14 protein-coding genes and 1 pseudogene are annotated in these 17,400 nt (G+C 72.0%); 3 read left to right on the forward strand and 12 right to left on the reverse strand.

Features of this window, described 5'->3' with window-relative positions:
* Positions 1–5: 5 nt before the first annotated feature.
* A complete protein-coding gene (locus D7044_RS06340; protein WP_120688285.1) occupies positions 6–395 on the reverse strand; it encodes a hypothetical protein in 390 nt (129 codons plus the stop codon).
* Between the two features lie 37 nt (positions 396–432).
* Entirely contained in the window at positions 433–1,116 is a 684-nt protein-coding gene (locus D7044_RS06345) for a hypothetical protein (protein ID WP_120683282.1), read from the reverse strand.
* A 19-nt stretch (positions 1,117–1,135) separates the two neighbouring features.
* Here D7044_RS06345 and D7044_RS06350 point away from each other — a divergent pair, with 19 nt between their 5' ends.
* The gene (locus D7044_RS06350; protein WP_120688286.1) at positions 1,136–1,318 is read left to right on the forward strand and encodes a hypothetical protein; all 183 of its coding nucleotides are present in this window, start codon (positions 1,136–1,138) and stop codon (positions 1,316–1,318) included.
* 10 nt (positions 1,319–1,328) lie between these two features.
* Here the strand turns inward: D7044_RS06350 and D7044_RS06355 are convergent, their stop codons facing one another.
* Positions 1,329–2,999, reverse strand: a complete 1,671-nt coding sequence (locus D7044_RS06355; protein WP_199716514.1) for a right-handed parallel beta-helix repeat-containing protein — start codon at positions 2,997–2,999, stop codon at positions 1,329–1,331.
* Between the two features lie 560 nt (positions 3,000–3,559).
* On the opposite strand from D7044_RS06355, the gene D7044_RS06360 reads away from it, so the two are divergent.
* Positions 3,560–4,213 carry a C39 family peptidase gene (locus tag D7044_RS06360; protein ID WP_120683276.1) on the forward strand — a complete coding sequence of 218 codons (654 nt, stop codon included), beginning with the start codon at positions 3,560–3,562 and terminating at the stop codon, positions 4,211–4,213.
* A gap of 251 nt (positions 4,214–4,464) precedes the next feature.
* On the opposite strand, the gene D7044_RS06365 is transcribed toward D7044_RS06360, so the two are convergent.
* Complete coding sequence (locus D7044_RS06365) at positions 4,465–5,109, reverse strand: DedA family protein (RefSeq protein ID WP_120688469.1); 645 nt, start codon at positions 5,107–5,109, stop codon at positions 4,465–4,467.
* 328 nt (positions 5,110–5,437) lie between these two features.
* Positions 5,438–5,793, reverse strand: a pseudogene (locus D7044_RS06370) (VOC family protein).
* A 153-nt stretch (positions 5,794–5,946) separates the two neighbouring features.
* Here D7044_RS06370 and D7044_RS06375 point away from each other — a divergent pair.
* Positions 5,947–8,802 carry an aconitate hydratase gene (locus tag D7044_RS06375; protein ID WP_120683272.1) on the forward strand — a complete coding sequence of 952 codons (2,856 nt, stop codon included), beginning with the start codon at positions 5,947–5,949 and terminating at the stop codon, positions 8,800–8,802.
* A gap of 118 nt (positions 8,803–8,920) precedes the next feature.
* Here D7044_RS06375 and D7044_RS06380 read toward each other — a convergent pair whose 3' ends face one another.
* The 7 genes from D7044_RS06380 to D7044_RS06410 form a co-directional block, all read right to left on the reverse strand.
* The gene (locus D7044_RS06380; RefSeq protein WP_120683270.1) at positions 8,921–9,523 is read right to left on the reverse strand and encodes a GTP-binding protein; all 603 of its coding nucleotides are present in this window, start codon (positions 9,521–9,523) and stop codon (positions 8,921–8,923) included.
* A complete protein-coding gene (locus D7044_RS06385; RefSeq protein WP_120683268.1) occupies positions 9,504–9,890 on the reverse strand; it encodes a DUF742 domain-containing protein in 387 nt (128 codons plus the stop codon). The genes D7044_RS06380 and D7044_RS06385 overlap by 20 nt, the downstream gene beginning before the upstream one ends.
* A 5-nt stretch (positions 9,891–9,895) precedes the next feature.
* A complete protein-coding gene (locus D7044_RS06390) occupies positions 9,896–10,318 on the reverse strand; it encodes a roadblock/LC7 domain-containing protein (RefSeq protein WP_120683266.1) in 423 nt (140 codons plus the stop codon).
* 91 nt (positions 10,319–10,409) lie between these two features.
* Positions 10,410–12,935, reverse strand: a complete 2,526-nt coding sequence (locus D7044_RS06395; RefSeq protein ID WP_120688288.1) for a sensor histidine kinase — start codon at positions 12,933–12,935, stop codon at positions 10,410–10,412.
* Positions 12,936–13,077: 142 nt separating this feature from the next.
* Complete coding sequence (locus D7044_RS06400; protein WP_233564891.1) at positions 13,078–14,685, reverse strand: prenyltransferase/squalene oxidase repeat-containing protein; 1,608 nt, start codon at positions 14,683–14,685, stop codon at positions 13,078–13,080.
* Positions 14,682–15,569, reverse strand: a complete 888-nt coding sequence (locus D7044_RS06405) for a terpene synthase family protein (protein ID WP_233564892.1) — start codon at positions 15,567–15,569, stop codon at positions 14,682–14,684. The genes D7044_RS06400 and D7044_RS06405 overlap by 4 nt, the downstream gene beginning before the upstream one ends.
* A gap of 8 nt (positions 15,570–15,577) precedes the next feature.
* Positions 15,578–16,909, reverse strand: a complete 1,332-nt coding sequence (locus D7044_RS06410; RefSeq protein ID WP_199716515.1) for a cytochrome P450 — start codon at positions 16,907–16,909, stop codon at positions 15,578–15,580.
* Positions 16,910–17,400 lie beyond the last annotated feature (491 nt).

Raw genomic sequence — 17,400 nt, forward strand, 5'->3', positions numbered from 1 at the left:
TCCGGTCAGCCGGTGCGCACGACGGTACAGATGAGCGGGCCGCTGTCGGTGCCGCGCAGCAGGTAGCGGTAGTGCTCGCCCGGCACCCGCGCGCCGGTGCTGTCCAGGAACTCCCACTCCACCGCCACCATGGTGAGCAGCGCGGAGACCGGCTGCACGTCCTCGATGAGCGCGTGCGCGGCGATCAGTTCCCGCTCCTGGTAGTCCGGCGCCGCACCCACGAAGGAGAGCGCCACCGCCGCCAGCGAACTGAAGGAGAAGCTGTACGTGTCGGCGACCACCAGCCCAGGCAGGGCGTAGCAGCCGGCGAGGGCCGGCACGTCGCCGGCGGTCAGCGCCGCGCCGTACCGGTCGAAGAAGTCGCTCAGCGTACCGAGATCGGTGGAGGCTCTCACGGCGGAAGCAGTTGCCCGTCGCCGCAGCCGTCAAACCTCAGCGCGGCGGCACCCGCACCTCGATCTCGGCGCCGAGGCGGGCGGCCCCGGAGAGACCGAGGTCGTCGCCGCTCCAGAACCGGCCCGGGTCGTACCAGTTCGGACGCCGACCCGCCGGCAGCAGACCCATCGCCTCGTAGGTCACCGCCACCACCTCGGCGCAGTACGCCGTCTCCAACGCCCGGTCGGGGACCGTCGCCGGTCGGGGCGTCCTGCCGCCATCGGCGCGCGGCAGCAGGTCACGGCCGGCCCGGGGCAGCTGCGGCAGCCGGCCACGCAGCCACCGCCAGGCCAGCTGCGCGGTCGACGGGAACGGCGTGCCGTCGAGCCGGGCGACCGTACGCAGCACCGCATTCTCCATCTCGGCGTCCGCCGGAGGGTCGAGCTGGCGCAGCCAGGCGCGCTGCCCGTAGCGGTTGGCCCAGACGCGCACCGCCTCGGCCAGGTCGTGCAGCTGCACACCGCGTTGGTGACCGCCGGACCACAGGTCCGGCAGGGACCTGCCCAGCTCCGCGTGCCACATCAGCGGCGGCATGTCGTCCAGCACCACCGCCATGCCGACATGGTTGACCGGGCTGTTGGTGGTGAGCTGGATGGCCCGGTCCGGCACGCTGCGGCCGCGGAAGACCCACAGGTCACCGGTGCGGGTCAGCTCCACCGCCTCGTCGAGGCTGACGCTCATAACCGTCTACCCTAGATCGATGCGGCGACGGATGCGGTGGTGGAAGGTGCTCGGGCTGGCCGGTCTCGCCGGCGTGGCGGCCACCGGGGTGGTGATCGCCCGCGCCGAGCGGCGCCGCCGCGCGTACACGCCGGAGGAGATCCGGGCGCGGCTGCTCGCCCGGCACGCGGACGCCACGGCCCAGGGCGACGAGCTCCGCTGAACGAGCCGGCTCACCCCTCGTCGTGGTGGTTGCCCTCCCAGCGGCCCCCGATCGGCGGGGTGTCCAGCCGCAGGGGGCCTTCGGCGTTGCCGGCGAAGTCGTTGTCCTGAACCCGGCAGTCCACGCAACTACCGTCCGAGGTGATCCAGAGCCCGTACGTCTGGCCCTGCTCGTCGCGGTGGTCCCAGATCCGGTTACCGCGCACCGTGGCCGAGTCGAAGGCGGCGTTGACCGTGATGCCGGCCCGGACGGGCGGCGGCCCCGGCAGCTCGTACCTCGCCCCGGGGGCGGGAACGTCCGCGCTCCAGCCGCTGCTGGCGTCCGGCCGCACCTCGGCGAGGGCGAGCTCCGTGTCGGTGTTGCCCGCCACCACCGCCGTACGGGGGCCGACCCGTACCACCTTTCCCCGGTGACCGTCGGCGGGCCAGCGCGCCGACCGGTCCGTCACGGCCCGCAGGCCGTACCGCACCGCCTCGCCGCTGCCGGAACCGGCCGGGGCGCGCCGCCGGCCGTTGTTGCGGATGCGGTTGTTGACGACGACGGCGTCGGCCATCGGACAGTCGATCCGGATCCCGTCGAGGCCGTTGTCCCAGATCTCATTGCTGTCGATGACCACGTGCTCGGCGCGACCCGGGTAGACCCGGCCGAGAGCGTGCTGGTGGTGGCCGTACGCCCCGTTGCCACTGATCCGGTTGCCCCGCACGGTGTACGGACCCGGCGTGTTGCCGATGCTGACCCCGTCGCCGACGTTGCGGTCGATGACGCAGTCGGTCACCAGCCCGCCGCGACCGGCGACCCCGGCGGTGCCGTTGCCGGAGACGTCGAAGCCGGCCTCCAGGTTGCCGGTCAGTGTGCAGGCCGACACGATCAGACCGTCCGCGCCCCAGTCCGAGATGCCGAACCGGTTCGCCTGGCTGTGGCAGCCGATGATGCGAAACCCGCGCGGCGGTGGCCAGTAGTCCTTCTGCAGCTCGAGGAAGATGCCGTTGGTGCCGTTGCCGACGGTGGTGCAGTTGGCGATGGTCAGCCGCTCCACCTCACCCCAGCCCCCGATGCCGACGCCGATTCCGGCGCCGCCGATCTCCTCGCCGTTGTCCAGCCGACCGCAGCCGACCACGACGCAGGCCTCGATGAGGCTGTCCTGGAGGAAGTCGCAGCCGAGGCCGGTCGCTCCGGTGTGGTGGATGTAGAGGTTGCGGAACACTCCCCGCACCACGTACTGGAGGCCGAGCCCCTTGGCGAGGTAGCTGTACTCGGCCATCGCCACGCCGGAGCCGTCGATCTGGAAATCGGCGAAGGTGCAGTCGGCGATGTGCCGGTCCCGACCCGCGCCGTGCTGGACCGTGGTCCAGTACGCCAGCGGCGTCGGATCGGCCCGATTCCCCTCGTTACTGAGTACGAAGCGGGTCGCCGCCGGGCCCGCCCCGATCAGTGACACCCCGCTGCGCCAGATGGTGCCCGCGTCACGAATCGAGTAGATGCCCGGCGGACAGTAGATGACCCGAGGCCGGCCGTCGGAGGCGTACCCGGCGCCGAGGCGGTCGACGAGCGCGGAGAGTGCCGGCTGGTCGTTGGTCACCCCGTCGCCCTGCAAGCCGCACTCCCGCGCGTCGCAGTAAAGCGGTGCGCCGGCGACCGGCGTGGGCCGTAGCGCGACGGTCGGCAACCCGTGCTGCGACACCCGGCGCTCCTTCCGCGGTCGGTCCCGGGAACCACCGCCCGCATTCCCCCTCGCCCCGGCGGAAAACGCCCCGGCGCGGCGCATGGTCAACTCGGGGTCATTGAAGTCGGGGTGTCCAAGGCTTCGGTTACCGCGACTTCAATGCAGCCGGGTCGACCACCTCACTGATCAGCCTCATTCGGCCATATTGTCCGGCTTGATGCACGGTGGTTCAGGATGAGTTATCCGTTATCGGGTGGGCGTCCCGCGTCCCGGGCCACCCCGGCTCTGGAATCACGCCGGGAGCCGGGTCGTTGAAGATGGGGCCGCGCCAGCACCCCGACGCTCGACGGAATGACCAGCCGGCCCGGACCGTTACACCCTCGGGCCGCCGCAGCTCCCACGCCGCGGCAACCCCCGGAAAACCGGGGCCCAGGCGAAATGCCGCACCGGCCCCACCGTTGCACCCCGGACCGCCCGAGCAGGCCCACGCCGCTGGGCACCCCGTCACGACTTCACCAGTGCGACACCCGTGCGACCTCCCGTGCCGCGCGAACATCCTGAACAGAGAGGCACTCATCATGCGTACCGATCTGATCCGCAAGACCGTTCTGACCGCCGCTGGTATCGCCGCCGCCGGCGGCGGCATCGCCGGTCCCGCCATCGCCGCCAACGCCGCCCCCGCCGAGAAGCCCGCGCAGGTCCAGAGCGACCGCAAGGGCCACAGCGAGCGTGAGCTGGACGTGCGCTACGAGGCCCAGCCGAACTTCTTCTACTGCGGCCCCGCCGCCGCCCGCAACGCCCTCTCCGTCCAGGGCAAGGACATCAGCATCGACGCCATGGCCAAGGAGATGGGCACCAACGTGCACGGCACCAACTCGATCTTCGACATCACGCCGGTGCTGAACAAGGAGACCGGCAAGAACGCCTACCACAGCGTCGAGATGTCCAGCCCCACCGCCGACGACAAGCAAACCGATCAGCTCCAGGCTGACATCGTCCGCACCGTCGACGACGGCCGCGCCGTGGTCGCCAACATCTTCGGCACCGCCACCGACACCGACGGCAACGTCCACTCCTACGAGGGCGGGCACTACGTCAGCGTCATCGGCTACCGCGACGGCGGCAAGACCGTCACCATCGCCGACAGCGCCAACCCCAACATGGCCTCCTACCGGATGAGCGTCGAGCACCTCGCCGACTGGATCGCCACCCGCGGCTACTCCACCAACTGACCTGGAGCAGCCACCCCGACCGAAGGGCCGGCCCCATCCGGGGCCGGCCCTTCGCCGTCTCCACACCACCCGCGCCCGGACCCACCGGAGGGGCGCCCAGCCACGATCGGGGCCCGACCCGACAAAGCGGACCGGGACCACCACGATCAGGACCGACACCCGGCGGGCCGACGCAGGCCTCACGCCCACCGCCGAGGGGGCCGGCTGGCCGCACTCGCGGGGGCCGGCTCCGACCGGGGTCAGCCCTCGTCTCAGCGGCCGCCCGCGGAGACCGTCTCGTCGCGCTCCGGCTGCGGCGTACGGTGCGCGCGTCGCCGCAGCCACCAGGTGCTGCCAACCCCGGCCAGCAGCGCCAGGGCGAGCCCGGCCCAGGAGAAGCTCTTGAGCCAGTGCTCGGCGACCCGCCCGAGGTGGAAGAGCAGGTACGTGGTGGCGAAGGCCCAGACCAGGCCGCCGGCCGCGTTCGCGAGCAGGAACCGGCGGTAGGGCACGTGCAGCGCGCCGGCGAGCGGACCGGCGAGGATGCGCAGCAGCGCGACGAACCGGCCGAAGAAGACCGCCCAGACGCCGTGCCGGGCGAAGGTCTGCTCGGCCCGGGCGAGTTGGTCCGGCCCGAGGTGCCGGGGGAAGCGCCGGCCGAGCCGGGCGAGCAACGGTCGACCGCCCCGGCGGCCCACCGTGTAGCCGAGTGAGTCACCGACGATGGCGCCGAGGGCGGCGGCGATAGCCACCCACTCCGGCTCGACGACTCCGGTCGCGGCCAGCAGCGCCGCGCTGAGCAGGGTGATCTCGCCGGGCAGCGGCACGCCCATGCTCTCGACCCCGATGATGCCGGCGACGGTCAGGTAGACCGCCAGCGGTGGCAGCGCCCCGAGCCAATGTTGTACGTCCAGCACGCCAGCCTCCCCGGTTCGGCGCTCGAACGCTACCTGCGCCCGGTAACGACCGGCGAACCGCATCGGGGCGTTTCCCGTCACGCCGTTCGCTGCTCAGGCGCGGGCCAAATCGGCGTTACGCGGACGCCGCAACCCCGTCGCGGCGCGGCCGAACCGACCCCTCGCTACGAGCGTGCCGCCGGGAACGACGTGACCCGCCGGCGGGCGGGTTGCTCCCGGCCACGGCCATGTCGTACACGAGACGCCAAGGCCCACCGGCCACCACGACGCCGTAGCGAGACACCGAGGCCCACCGGCCACCGCGTAGCGAGGCGTGGAGGCTCGTCGGTCAGGCCACCGGCGCGAGGAACTCCAGCCGGTTGCCGTGCGCGTCCTCGGTGTGGAACCGGCGCATCCCGGGCAGTTCGTCGTCGCCCCAGGTCACCGGGGCGCCCGCCGAGGCGAGCCGGGCGGCCAGCTCGTCCAGGTCGGGGCGGATCAGGGCGGGGTGGGCCTTGCGGGCGGGGCGGAAGTCGTCCTGACACCGAGGTGCAGTTCGGCGCCGTACCCGGTGAACCAGCAGCCGCCGCGGGCCGCGAGCACCGGCGGCTTGGCCTTCTCGGTCATGCCGAGCAGGCCGACGTAGTACGCGCGGGAGGCCTCCTCGGAGCCGCGCGGACAGGCGAGCTGAACGTGGTGGATCATTTGGTACCTCCTCGTGCCTCACGGTGGCACGAGGTTGCGTTAATAGCAAGACGGACGTACGGTTTGGTTTGACGTACGGTGCCGGGTAAGTGTCGCCTAACTTCGGCGGCCCCCCTACCGGTGCGACAAACTGCTCAGGACACGGTCGCTGGTGTGAAGGAGTACGACGTGGCGAGCCTCGACACCTTCGGTGCGAAGACCCAGCTACGCGTCGGTGACGCGAGCTACGAGATTTTCAAGATCGACAAGGTGGACGGCCACGACCGGCTGCCGTACAGCTTGAAGATCCTGCTGGAGAACCTGCTGCGGACGGAGGACGGCGCGAACATCACCGCCGACCACATCCGCCAGCTCGGCGCGTGGGAGCCCACGGCCGACCCGAGCGTGGAGATCCAGTTCACCCCCGCGCGGGTGCTCATGCAGGACTTCACCGGGGTGCCCTGCGTGGTCGACCTGGCCACCATGCGCGAGGCCGTGCGGGAGCTCGGCGGCGACCCGACCAAGGTCAACCCGCTCGCCCCGGCCGAGCTGGTCATCGACCACTCCGTCATCGCCGACCTCTTCGGCCGCGAGGACGCCTTCGCGCGCAACGTCGAGCTGGAGTACCAGCGCAACAAGGAGCGCTACCAGTTCCTGCGCTGGGGCCAGACCGCCTTCAACGAGTTCAAGGTCGTCCCGCCGGGCACCGGCATCGTGCACCAGGTCAACATCGAGTACCTGGCCCGCACGATCATGGAGCGCAACGGCCAGGCGTACCCGGACACCGTGGTCGGCACCGACTCGCACACCACGATGGTCAACGGCCTCGGCGTGCTCGGCTGGGGCGTCGGCGGCATCGAGGCCGAGGCCGCCATGCTCGGCCAGCCGGTCAGCATGCTGATCCCGCGGGTCGTCGGCTTCAAGCTCTCCGGCGAGATGCCGGCCGGCACCACCGCCACCGACCTGGTGCTCACCATCACCGAGATGCTGCGCAAGCACGGCGTGGTCGGCAAGTTCGTGGAGTTCTACGGCCCCGGCGTGAGCGCCGTGCCGCTGGCCAACCGTGCCACCATCGGCAACATGTCGCCGGAGTACGGCTCCACCGTGGCGATCTTCCCGATCGACGGTGAGACCATCCGCTACCTCCAGCTGACCGGGCGCAGCGAGGAGCAGGTCGCGCTCGTCGAGGCGTACGCCAAGGAGCAGGGCCTCTGGCACGACCCGGCCGCCGAGCCGGACTACTCCGAGCACCTCGAGCTGGACCTGAGCTCGATCGAGCCGTCGCTGGCCGGCCCGAAGCGTCCGCAGGACCGGGTGCCGCTGGGCAGCGCCAAGACGCTCTTCCGTTCGGCGCTCAAGGACTACGTGGCCGCCGACGAGACCGGTGGCGACCAGGGCCGCGCCGCCGGCGTACCGCAGCAGGAGAAGCCGTTCGGGGTCGTCGGCCACGCCGACGAGGCGAGCGCCGAGTCCTTCCCGGCCAGCGACTCCCCCGCCAACGGCGTCGACGACCCGGCCGACGCCCCGCGCGACCTGGAGACCGCGGCGGTCGGCGCCGGCGGTCGGGCGACCAACCCGATCCGGGTGACCGGCGAGGACGGCACCGAGTTCGAGCTCGACCACGGCGCCGTGGTGATCGCCGCGATCACCTCCTGCACCAACACCTCGAACCCGCAGGTCATGATCGGCGCGGCGCTGCTGGCCCGCAACGCCGTCGAGCGGGGCCTGAACCGCAAGCCGTGGGTCAAGACCACGCTCGCCCCCGGGTCCAAGGTCGTCATGGACTACTACGAGCGCGCGGGTCTCACGCCGTACCTGGAGAAGCTCGGCTTCCACCTGGTCGGCTACGGCTGCACCACCTGCATCGGCAACTCCGGCCCGCTGCCGGAGGAGATCTCCGCCGCGGTGAACGAGGCCGACCTCTCGGTCGTCTCGGTGCTCTCCGGCAACCGGAACTTCGAGGGCCGGATCAACCCCGACGTCAAGATGAACTACCTGGCGTCCCCGCCGCTGGTGGTCGCGTACGCGCTGGCCGGCACGATGGACATCGACCTGGCCAACGAGCCGATCGGCGAGGACAGCGCCGGGCAGCCGGTCTTCCTGCGCGAGCTCTGGCCGAGCACCGCCGAGATCCAGGACGTCATCGCCTCGGCGATCGGCGCCACCGGGTTCAGCTCCGCGTACTCGGACGTCTTCGCCGGCGACGAGCGCTGGCAGTCGCTGCCCACCCCGACCGGTGACACCTTCGCCTGGGCCGGCGACTCCACCTACGTGCGCAAGCCCCCGTACTTCGAGGGCATGCAGCGGGAGCCGAAGGCCGTCAACGACATCGCCGGCGCGCGGGTGCTGGCCAAGCTGGGCGACTCGGTGACCACCGACCACATCTCGCCGGCCGGCTCGATCAAGGCCGACTCCCCCGCCGGTAAGTACCTGGCGGAGCACGGCGTGGCCCGGCACGAGTTCAACTCGTACGGCTCCCGCCGGGGCAACCACGAGGTGATGATCCGCGGCACGTTCGCCAACATCCGGCTGCGCAACCAGCTGGTCCCCGGCGTCGAGGGCGGCTTCACGGTCAACCACCTCACCGGCGAGCAGACCAGCATCTACGACGCCTCCCAGGCCTACCAGGCCGAGGGCGTGCCGCTGGTGGTGCTGGCCGGCAAGGAGTACGGCTCCGGCTCCTCGCGGGACTGGGCGGCGAAGGGCACCATGCTGCTCGGCGTCAAGGCGGTCATCGCCGAGTCGTACGAGCGCATCCACCGCTCGAACCTGATCGGCATGGGCGTGCTGCCGCTGCAGTTCCCGGCCGGTGAGACCGCCGAGTCGCTGGGCCTGACCGGCACGGAGACGTTCGCCATCTCCGGGGTGACCGCGCTGAACGACGGCCCGACGCCGCGTACGGTCAAGGTCACCACCGACAGCGGCATCGAGTTCGACGCCGTCGTCCGGATCGACACCCCCGGTGAGGCGGACTACTACCGGCACGGTGGCATCCTGCAGTACGTACTGCGCCGGATGATCAACAACTGACGCGTCACGGACGAGGGCCCCTTCCCGCATCGGCGGGGAGGGGCCCTCTCGTCGTCGTACACCCGGGTTCCGCGCCCCCTACCGGCGCACGCGCGCCGGCACCAGGGCGCCGGCCCGGTCAGTCGGCCACGCGGCGCGCGTCGCGGGTCTTCATGGCGTGCTCCAGCAGGGTGATGAGCACCTCCTTGCTGGACTCCCGCTGCCGGGCGTCGCATAGCAGCACCGGCACACCCGAGTCCAGGTTCAGCGCCGCCTGCACCTCGTCCAGCCGGTACTGCTTGGCCCCCTCGAAGCAGTTCACCGCCACCACGAAGGGCGTGCCCCGCCCCTCGAAGTAGTCGATGGAGGGGAAGCAGTCGGCCAACCTCCGGGTGTCGGCGAGCACCACCGCACCGATCGCGCCGAGCGCCAGCTCGTCCCAGACGAACCAGAACCGGTCCTGCCCCGGCGTACCGAAGAGGTAGAGCACCAGGTCGTCGCTGATCGTGATGCGACCGAAGTCCATCGCGACGGTGGTGGTGCTCTTGCTCTCCACACCGGAGAGGTCGTCGATGCCGACCCCGGACTCGGTCAGCACCTCCTCCGTACGCAACGGGCGTGTCTCGCTGACCGCGCCGACCATGGTGGTCTTGCCCACCCCGAACCCGCCGGCGACCAGAATCTTGATCGCGGTGGGCAGTGGGGTGGCTCCCGCCGGCCGCTCAGAGGGCCCGTAGTCCATTGATAACCGCCTCGAAAACACTGTTGTCGGGAAGCCCGGCCGAGGTGCGCGGCTCGCGGACCTGGACCAGGTTGCGGGCCACCAGATCACCCAGCAGGACCCGGATGGTGCCCACCGGGAGGTCCAGGTGGGCGGCGATCTCGGCGACGGACTGTATGCGCTGGCAGAGTCCCACGATCGCCACGTGCTCCGGCCCCAGGCCGATCTCCGCGCTCACGTCGGCACGGGTAGCCGTGACCAGCGAGATCAGGTCGAACGTGCCGGTGACCGGGCGGGCCCGGCCGCGCGTGACCGCGTACGGGCGCACGACCGGCCCGGCATGGTCGTCCACCCACTGCTGCTCCGCGGACTCCCCCTGCACGGTCATCGCGGCTACTTCTCGCCGGTCGACTGCTCGGCGGTCCGGGTCGGCGAGGCCACGTGCTTGCCGACCCGGGTGACCAGCATCGCCATCTCGTAGGCGATCAGCCCGACGTCGGCGTCCTCGGTGGCCAGCACCGCGAGACAGGCGTTGCGCCCGGCGGCTGTGACGAAGAGGAACGAGGACTGCATCTCGATGATGGTCTGCTGTACCTGACCACCCCCGAACCGCTTCCCCGCACCCCGGGCCAGGCTCTGGATCCCGGCCGCCATCGCGGCCAGGTGCTCACCGTCGTCCCGGCTGAGCCCCTGTGAGGAGGCCATCAACAGGCCGTCCGTCGAGAGCGCGACCGCATGTTCGGCCTGCTTCACCCGGCCGACCAGGTCATCCAGCAACCACGTCAGGTCGGCACCCGATGCCGTCTTCTGGGCCACTCGTCGTCCTCTTCTCCCACGGCTGATGTAGCCGTCTTCGTCTGGTGCTGACCGTTCCGTCCCGGGCGGACTTCCGCGCCGTCGGCACTGGTCAGGTCGTTTGCTGCTCGTCAGCGTCCGGGCCCGGCTCGGGCTCCGGCGCGTCGTCGTCGCCGAGCAGGCGCGCCGCCTCCGTCCGGCCCCGGCGGGTCCCCTTCTGGTACGAGCTCATCATCCGGCGCACCTGCTCGGGCTGCCGCACCATCTCCTCGTCCTCGTCAGCGACGGTCGCCGCGGGGTCGTCACGCAGCTCCGGCACGATGTTCGCCTGCCGGACGCGCACCGGCAGGCCGGAGTCCGTCTGCGGAGGCTCGGTCCGGGACGGAAGCGGACCACCCTCGGGCCGGGTGGGCGCCGGCGCGTCCGCCGCGGCGCGGGGCACGGCCAGCGGCAGCCCGGTCGGCACCGTCGGCCCCTCCAGCGCCGCTTGCTCCGGCACCCGTCGGGTACGGCTCGGCAGTCCCTCGGCGGTCGCCGGCCCGGACCGGGTCCGGGTGGGCAGCGAGGCTCCGGCGTCGTCGGCCTGACCGGCCGGCTCGGACACCTCCGGCTGCGGGGCGGGCGGTTCGGCGAGCGCGACCGGGGCCGACGGCTGGGCGACGGCCGGGGCGGAGGCCAGCGGCGTCGCGCCGGACGACTCGGCGGGTGCCCCGCCGGTGCGGGCGGCCGGCAGGCCACCGGAGATCTCCGGGTCGTCGCCCGCGTCGGTGACCAGGTCGATCGGGATGAGTACGACGGCGGTCGTGCCGCCGTACGCCGACTCCTTCAGCTGCACCTTGACACCGTGCCGCTCGGTCAACCGGCTCACCACGTAGAGACCGAGCCGGGAGGCGTTCGCGAGGTTCAGTTCGGACTGATCGGTGATCCGGTCGTTGGCCGCCGCCAGGTCCTCCGGCGTCATTCCGAGGCCGCGGTCCTCGATCTCGACGGCGAAGCCGTTCGCCACCATCTGGCCCCGGACCTCGACGGTCGTGTTCGGCGGCGAGAACGACAGTCCGTTCTCGATCAGCTCGGCGAGCAGGTGGATGATGTCACCGACCGCCCGGCCGGCGAGCGACACCCGTCCGATCGGCAGCACGTTGACCCGGGTGTAGTCCTCGACCTCGGCGACCGCGCCGCGGATCACGTCCACCATCGGCACGTTGCGCCGCCAGGCACGACCGGGCGTGGAGCCGGAGAGCACGATCAGGTTCTCGGCGTTACGCCGCATCCGGGTGGCCAGGTGGTCGACCCGGAACAGGTCCTCGAGCTCCTCGGCGTCCTGCTCGCGCCGCTCCATCGCGTCCAGCAGGGTCAGCTGGCGGTGCACCAGGGCCTGCGTACGCCGGGCCAGGCTGAGGAAGACCTCGCGGACGCCGCGGCGCAGCTCGGCCTGCTCGACGGCGGTCCGGATCGCCGTCTCCTGCACGGCGTTGAAGGCCTTACCCACCTGGCCGATTTCGTCGTCGCCGAACTCGAGTGGGGGCGCCTCCTTGGCCACGTCGACCTCTTCGCCGTGGCCGAGCCGCTCCACCACGCTGGGCAGGCGCTCGTTGGCGAGGCGGAAGGCCGCCTCGCGCAGCCGCTCGAGCTGACGCAGCAGGGCGCGCGCCGTGGTGATCGACACGATGATCGAGGCGACGACGGCGATCAGGCCGAGACCCGCGGCGAGCACCAGCCGCACGATGACCCCGATCGCGACCGGCATCGCGCGGGAGACGACGTCCTCGCCGCCGGCGATGATGACGTCGCGCAGGCTCTGCTCGACGGGTGTGACGGCGCCGTCCCACTCGGCGGCCTGCACCGGTGGGCGTCCGGGCACGTCGCGCTCCCGGACGATCTCGTCCTCCAGGGCGCGGAACTTGCGGGACGCGTCGCCCGCGATCACCGCGTCGTAGCGCTCCCGGTCGACGCGGGCCAGGTCGACCGCCGCCTGCGAGACGGTGAACCGCTGCGCGCCGACGAGCTGGGCGAACTGGGCCTGCTCCGCGGCGGTGAGCCGGCCGGCGGCGAGCGCTCCGGTGAGCAGGGCGTCCTCCTGGGACATCAGCTCCCGGGCGCGGTTCAGGTCGATGAGCGCCGCGGTCTCCTGCGCGATCTGCCGATCGTCGAGACCGCCGAGCGCGTCGAAGACGTTGAAGATCGAGTCGATCACGCCGACGTACGACGTCATCGTGGTGGTGCGGTCGATGCTGCGGGCGTCCACGCCGGCCCGGGTCTCGTTCAGCCGGTCCAGGTCGGTGAGGAGGTCGTCGATGCGCAGCTCCAGCTGCGCGCTCGCCGGCACCTCGGTACGCCAGTCCCGTACCGACTCGCGGAACGTCGCCGCGTAGCCGTCGGTGCGTCGCCGCTCCGCGGCCAGCTCCTCGAGCTTCGCCGCGTCCGGGCCGCCCAGGTAGGCCAGGGAGAGCCGGCGCTCCTTCTGCAGCTGCGTCAGCAGCGGGTCGCTCGGCTCGAAGACGCGGGCGTTCAGCGCCTGCACGCCGAGCAGGTTGAACCCGTCCCGGACGGTCACCCACGCGGCGAAGGCCCAGAGCGCAACCAGCGAGACGAGCAGGGCAACGACTTTGGTACGGAGATTCGTACTGCGGGAACCCATCACACCGTCCTGGCCGGATATCTGGTCATGTGCCCGAGCATGGGTATCGGCGCACAAATCGACACCGGCGCACGCTAGCAGTGTCGGGTTCTTCACTCAAGCGGTCCTGATCATGACTGTGCGGACTACGCTCGGCCGCCGGTCAGTCGTCCACATCGGCCGAACGGAGGAGCCACCGGGCCGCCAGCACCGCTGCCTGCACGATCAGGGTCGGCCGGTAGAGATCCTTGTCGTGCCACAACTCCGGGCCGTCCTCATCGACATCCACTGTGGAGAGCCAGGATTCGGCGCGGGCGAGGGCGGCGGCGATCGGTGCGCTCCGGCGTTCCGCGGCGAGCAGCGTCTGCACCGCGTACGCGGTCTCCTCCGCGCTGCCCGCCCACCGACCCCAGGACCCGTCCGCCCGCTGACCGGCCAGCACCCACGCCACCGCCCGGTCGACCGACTGCCGGGCGGCCTCGGTGCCGCCGTACTCGCTCAGCGCCGCCGCCGCACAGGAGGTGGCGTAGTACGGCGAGGCGTGCCACCGGTCCGGCCAGCGGCCGTCCGGCTCCTGCTGGTCGAGCAGCCAACGGGTCAGCCGCCGCACCGCGGACCCCAGCCAGGGCGTGGCCGGGCCGCCGTGGGGCAGCGACTGCCCGAGCGCGTCGAGCACGTGGGCGTTGGTGGTGACCGACGCGCCGTCCTCCCCCGGCCAGGTGCAGAAGTGCTCCCCCGTGTCGTACGGCCGCAGCACCATCGGATCGACCGGGTGGCCGAGCCGGGCGAGCGCGTAGAGGGTCACCGAGGTCGTGTCCGCGTCCGCCGGCAGGCCGGGTCCGGTGGGTGTGCCGGCCGGACCGAGGGCGGCGCGCAGCCCGGCGGTGAGCGCGGCGGGCACCCCGATCGGGACACCGGCCCGGGTCAGCGTGCCGAGTACCCAGGAGCGCTCGAAGACGGTGATCGGGCTGGCGCTGGGCACCGGTCCGCCGTACTGCCGGACCAGGTCCTCCAGGTAGGCCCGGCCCGGCTCCTCGGCGCCGGGCTCCGGGCCGAGCCAGGCGGCGGTCGCCGCCGGAGAGGCCCCCACCGTGCCCGGGCCGACCGGGCCGAACCCGGCGACCCGCCGCGCGGCCGGGCCGACCACCTCCAGCGCGTGCGCGAGCTTCTCCGGCAGCGGCCGGCCGCCCGCGAGCAGCATCCGGACCCCCGCCAGCCGGCGATGGTCCATCCCCTCGGGCAGGGGCAGCCGGGCCGCACGCCAGCGGGTGAGGCCCGGCCGGTCGCGCAGCGCGTCGAGGTTCTCGGCGACGAGTTCGGTCAGGGCGGGCACGATCAGATCGGTAGCCGGCAGGTCGGGCGGTGGGGCGGAGGCCGGGCCGGTGAGCGCAGCGTGCAGCGCCCGGAGTCCCCTGTCGACGGCGTCGTCGATCCGGTCGCGGGTCGCCGGGCCGCCGTCGTCGCGACGCAGGGTCGTCAGCAGCGCCTCAGTGGCGCTGAGCGTCGGCACCAGGGCGTAGCCGTCCGGACCGCCCCAGGCGCCGTCGGGACGCTGCCGACGCAGCAGCCAGTCGATCCGCTCGTCGTGGCCCGCGAGCCAGGGCGCCAGACTGACCAGGCGCCCGGTCTCGTAGACCGACGGTGAGGAGCGTCCGGACGGCGCCGCGAGCATCTCCGCCACCAGATCGGACGCCGGTGACCGCTCCGCCACCGCCGCGCCGGCCTGACCTCCACGCTCGGGTCGGGACAGGTCGTACGAGGGCGCGCTCACCGGCTGCCCCAGAAGTCGGTGGAGCCGTAGAAACCGCTCGTGTAACCGAGCTGTCGGGTCAGGTAGGTCGCCTCCCGGGGGCACCGGTCGGCGAGGTCCGCGAGCGTCTTACGGCAGCTCTGCGTCAACTCGGCTGCCCGCCGCGCCACCTCGGTCGGGTCACCGACCAGGGTGATGGCGTTCAGATCGCCCCACTCCCGGTCCCGCTCGTGGGTGGCCAGGTCGTTGACCAGGCGCAGCACCTGCTGCACCTGGTCGCTGGCGGCGACCAGCTCGGGCAGCCGGCGGTGCACGTCGGCGTCTCCGGTACGGATCCAGTGCGCCACGTTGACCACGGTGCAGGCGAGATTGTCCGCGTTGTCGAGGTACTCCTCGTAGCTCGGCGGCTGCCCGGCCGCCGTCGACTCACGCCAGTCGTACTCGCGCGCCATCGCCGCCAGGGTGCGGTGGACCGCCTCCCGCCACAGCGCGCGGGCCTCGGGATAGCCCGGCGACCGGGTCAACTCGTCGCACAGTTCGGCCAGGAACCGTCCCAGCGGATCCTCGGCGGCCGGGGCGGCGCCGTCGACGACGGCGAGCGTCTCCGCCGTGACCCGGTCGACCTCCTCGCGCGACTTCGCGAGGTAGTCGACCTGGAAGTCGAGCGCGAAGCCCCAGAGCACCATCCGGTTGGCGAACCTCAACTCCTCCACCGTGCACCACGGGGAGCTGAAGGCCATCGCCATCGCGATGCTGCTGTACAGCGCCGGGTCGAACGGCCGCGCGGAGAAGAGCTCGGAGTGCTCGGCGGCCCGCCGTTGGAGGTCACGCTGCCCCTTCGCGGCGAGCGCGCAGATGCGGCCCTGCTCGGCCGCGAGGGACAGGTCGTCGTCAGATCGGTGCATCTCCATCCTCAGGCCGCGTCCGCCGTGCTGGTGAGGGTCAGCTCCACCCGCCTGCGGGGCCGCAGGGCGGCGGCGAGGCGCAGCCCGGGTACGCCGGATCGGCGCAGCCGGAACCGGTAACGGCTCAGCATGGTGGCGAGGATCAGCTGCGCCTCCAGGTAGAAGAGGTACATGCCGAGGCACTGGTGCGGGCCACCCCCGAACGGGAAGTGGGCGTAGCGGTGCCGGGCGCGGATCCGTTCCGGGGTGAACCGGTCGGGGTCGAACTCGTCCGGCCGGTCCCAGAACGCCGTCATCCGCTGGGTGATCAGCGGGCTGGCGACCATCGTTGCGCCGGCCTCCACCTGCACCCCGTCGATGACGTCGTCGGCGACCGCACGCCGCGGGATGATCCAGCCGATCGGATAGAGCCGCAGCAGCTCGTCCAGGACCATCCGCGTGTAGGGCAGCTGGTTGAGGTGCTCCCGCTTGACGGGCCCGTCGCCGACCACCCGCGCGATCTCGTCGTAGAGCCGCTCGGCGACGTCGGGACGGTCGTCGAGGTGCGGCCAGAGCCAGGTGAGCACGTTGATGGTGGTCTCCGTGGTGGCCGCGAACATGGCCACCGTGTCGTTGCGTACCTGCTGCTCGCTGAGCTGCCGACCGTCCTCGGTACGCGCCTGCCAGAGCGTGGAGATGACATCGTCTCCCTCGTCGGCCGTCGCCTTGGACGCGCGCACGATCGGCAGCAGGACGTCGTCCACGACCTTCTTCGCCCGCCGGAACGGCCGGTCGCCCGGCATCGGCAGCGACAGCGGCGCGAACGGCACGACGATGCGGGGAATGACGGCGGTGGCGATGACGTCCTGCGCGTCGACCACCCGCATCGCGTCCGGTACGGAGATCTTCTCGCCGAAGAGCACCTTCATGATGGCTCGACACACGATGCGGGTCTGCTCGACTCCGATGTCGACGGTGCGGCCGTCCCGGGACGGCTCGTCGAGCTCGTCGACGGCCTGCCCGATCGCCTCCGCCATCCCGTCGACCAGCGCCTCGACGCGCTTGGCGGTGAACATCGGCTGGAGCATTCGCCGGCTGGCCGACCAGATCTGCCCCTCGCCGAGGATCCCCTCGCCGAAGAGGCGCTTCACGGGTCGCCAGAACAGCCCGTCGCCGGCCCGCTCGTAGTTCTCCGACCGATCGCGCAGTACGTGTTGCACGTGCCGGGGATCCGTCACCAGGTACGGCCGGAACGAGCCGAGGTTGAGGCGGATCAGCTCACCGCCGGTGCGGTTGCCGACGGTTATCAGCGCACGGGCCGGGTCTCGGAGCAGGCTCGGCACCATCTGGTGCAGCGGCACGGTGCGCGCTCGTCGGACGCGGGACTGCCCGGTATCTGGCGATTGCACCGGCGCCGAACCCCCTTATTGCAACTGTCTGTCGTGGATCGACTATGTGGAGTCAGGACTCAGCGAGCATGCCACCGCACCGTGGAACTTCTCTAGTCGCATCCGGAGAAATTTTCACGCGCCACAGGTGGCACCCACCGGCAAGACCGTGCGACGGCAGTGACGCGTTGCGCGGTTCCCACGGGGCGACGGTCCAGCGGGTACGCGTACCGGCCCGCCGGGAGGCGGCGACGCGTCCGGAGCGCGCCCGGCACGTCGACCGACCACGCCCTCCGGGTCGGCGTGGGACGGTGCGGCACGCCCGGCCCGGGTACGCGCGAGCGCCGCCCTGCCGGACGCGCTCCGGCCCGATCCGCGGCGACGGGGCCGCTCGGCGAGGCTGCCCGCCGGAGACGGCCCGCTCGGACGAAGCAGCCGGCCCGCTCGACGAACCAGCCGGCCCG

Origin of the sequence: Micromonospora musae (assembly GCF_003626635.1) — a bacterium.
GTDB classification, from domain to species: domain Bacteria; phylum Actinomycetota; class Actinomycetes; order Mycobacteriales; family Micromonosporaceae; genus Micromonospora; species Micromonospora musae.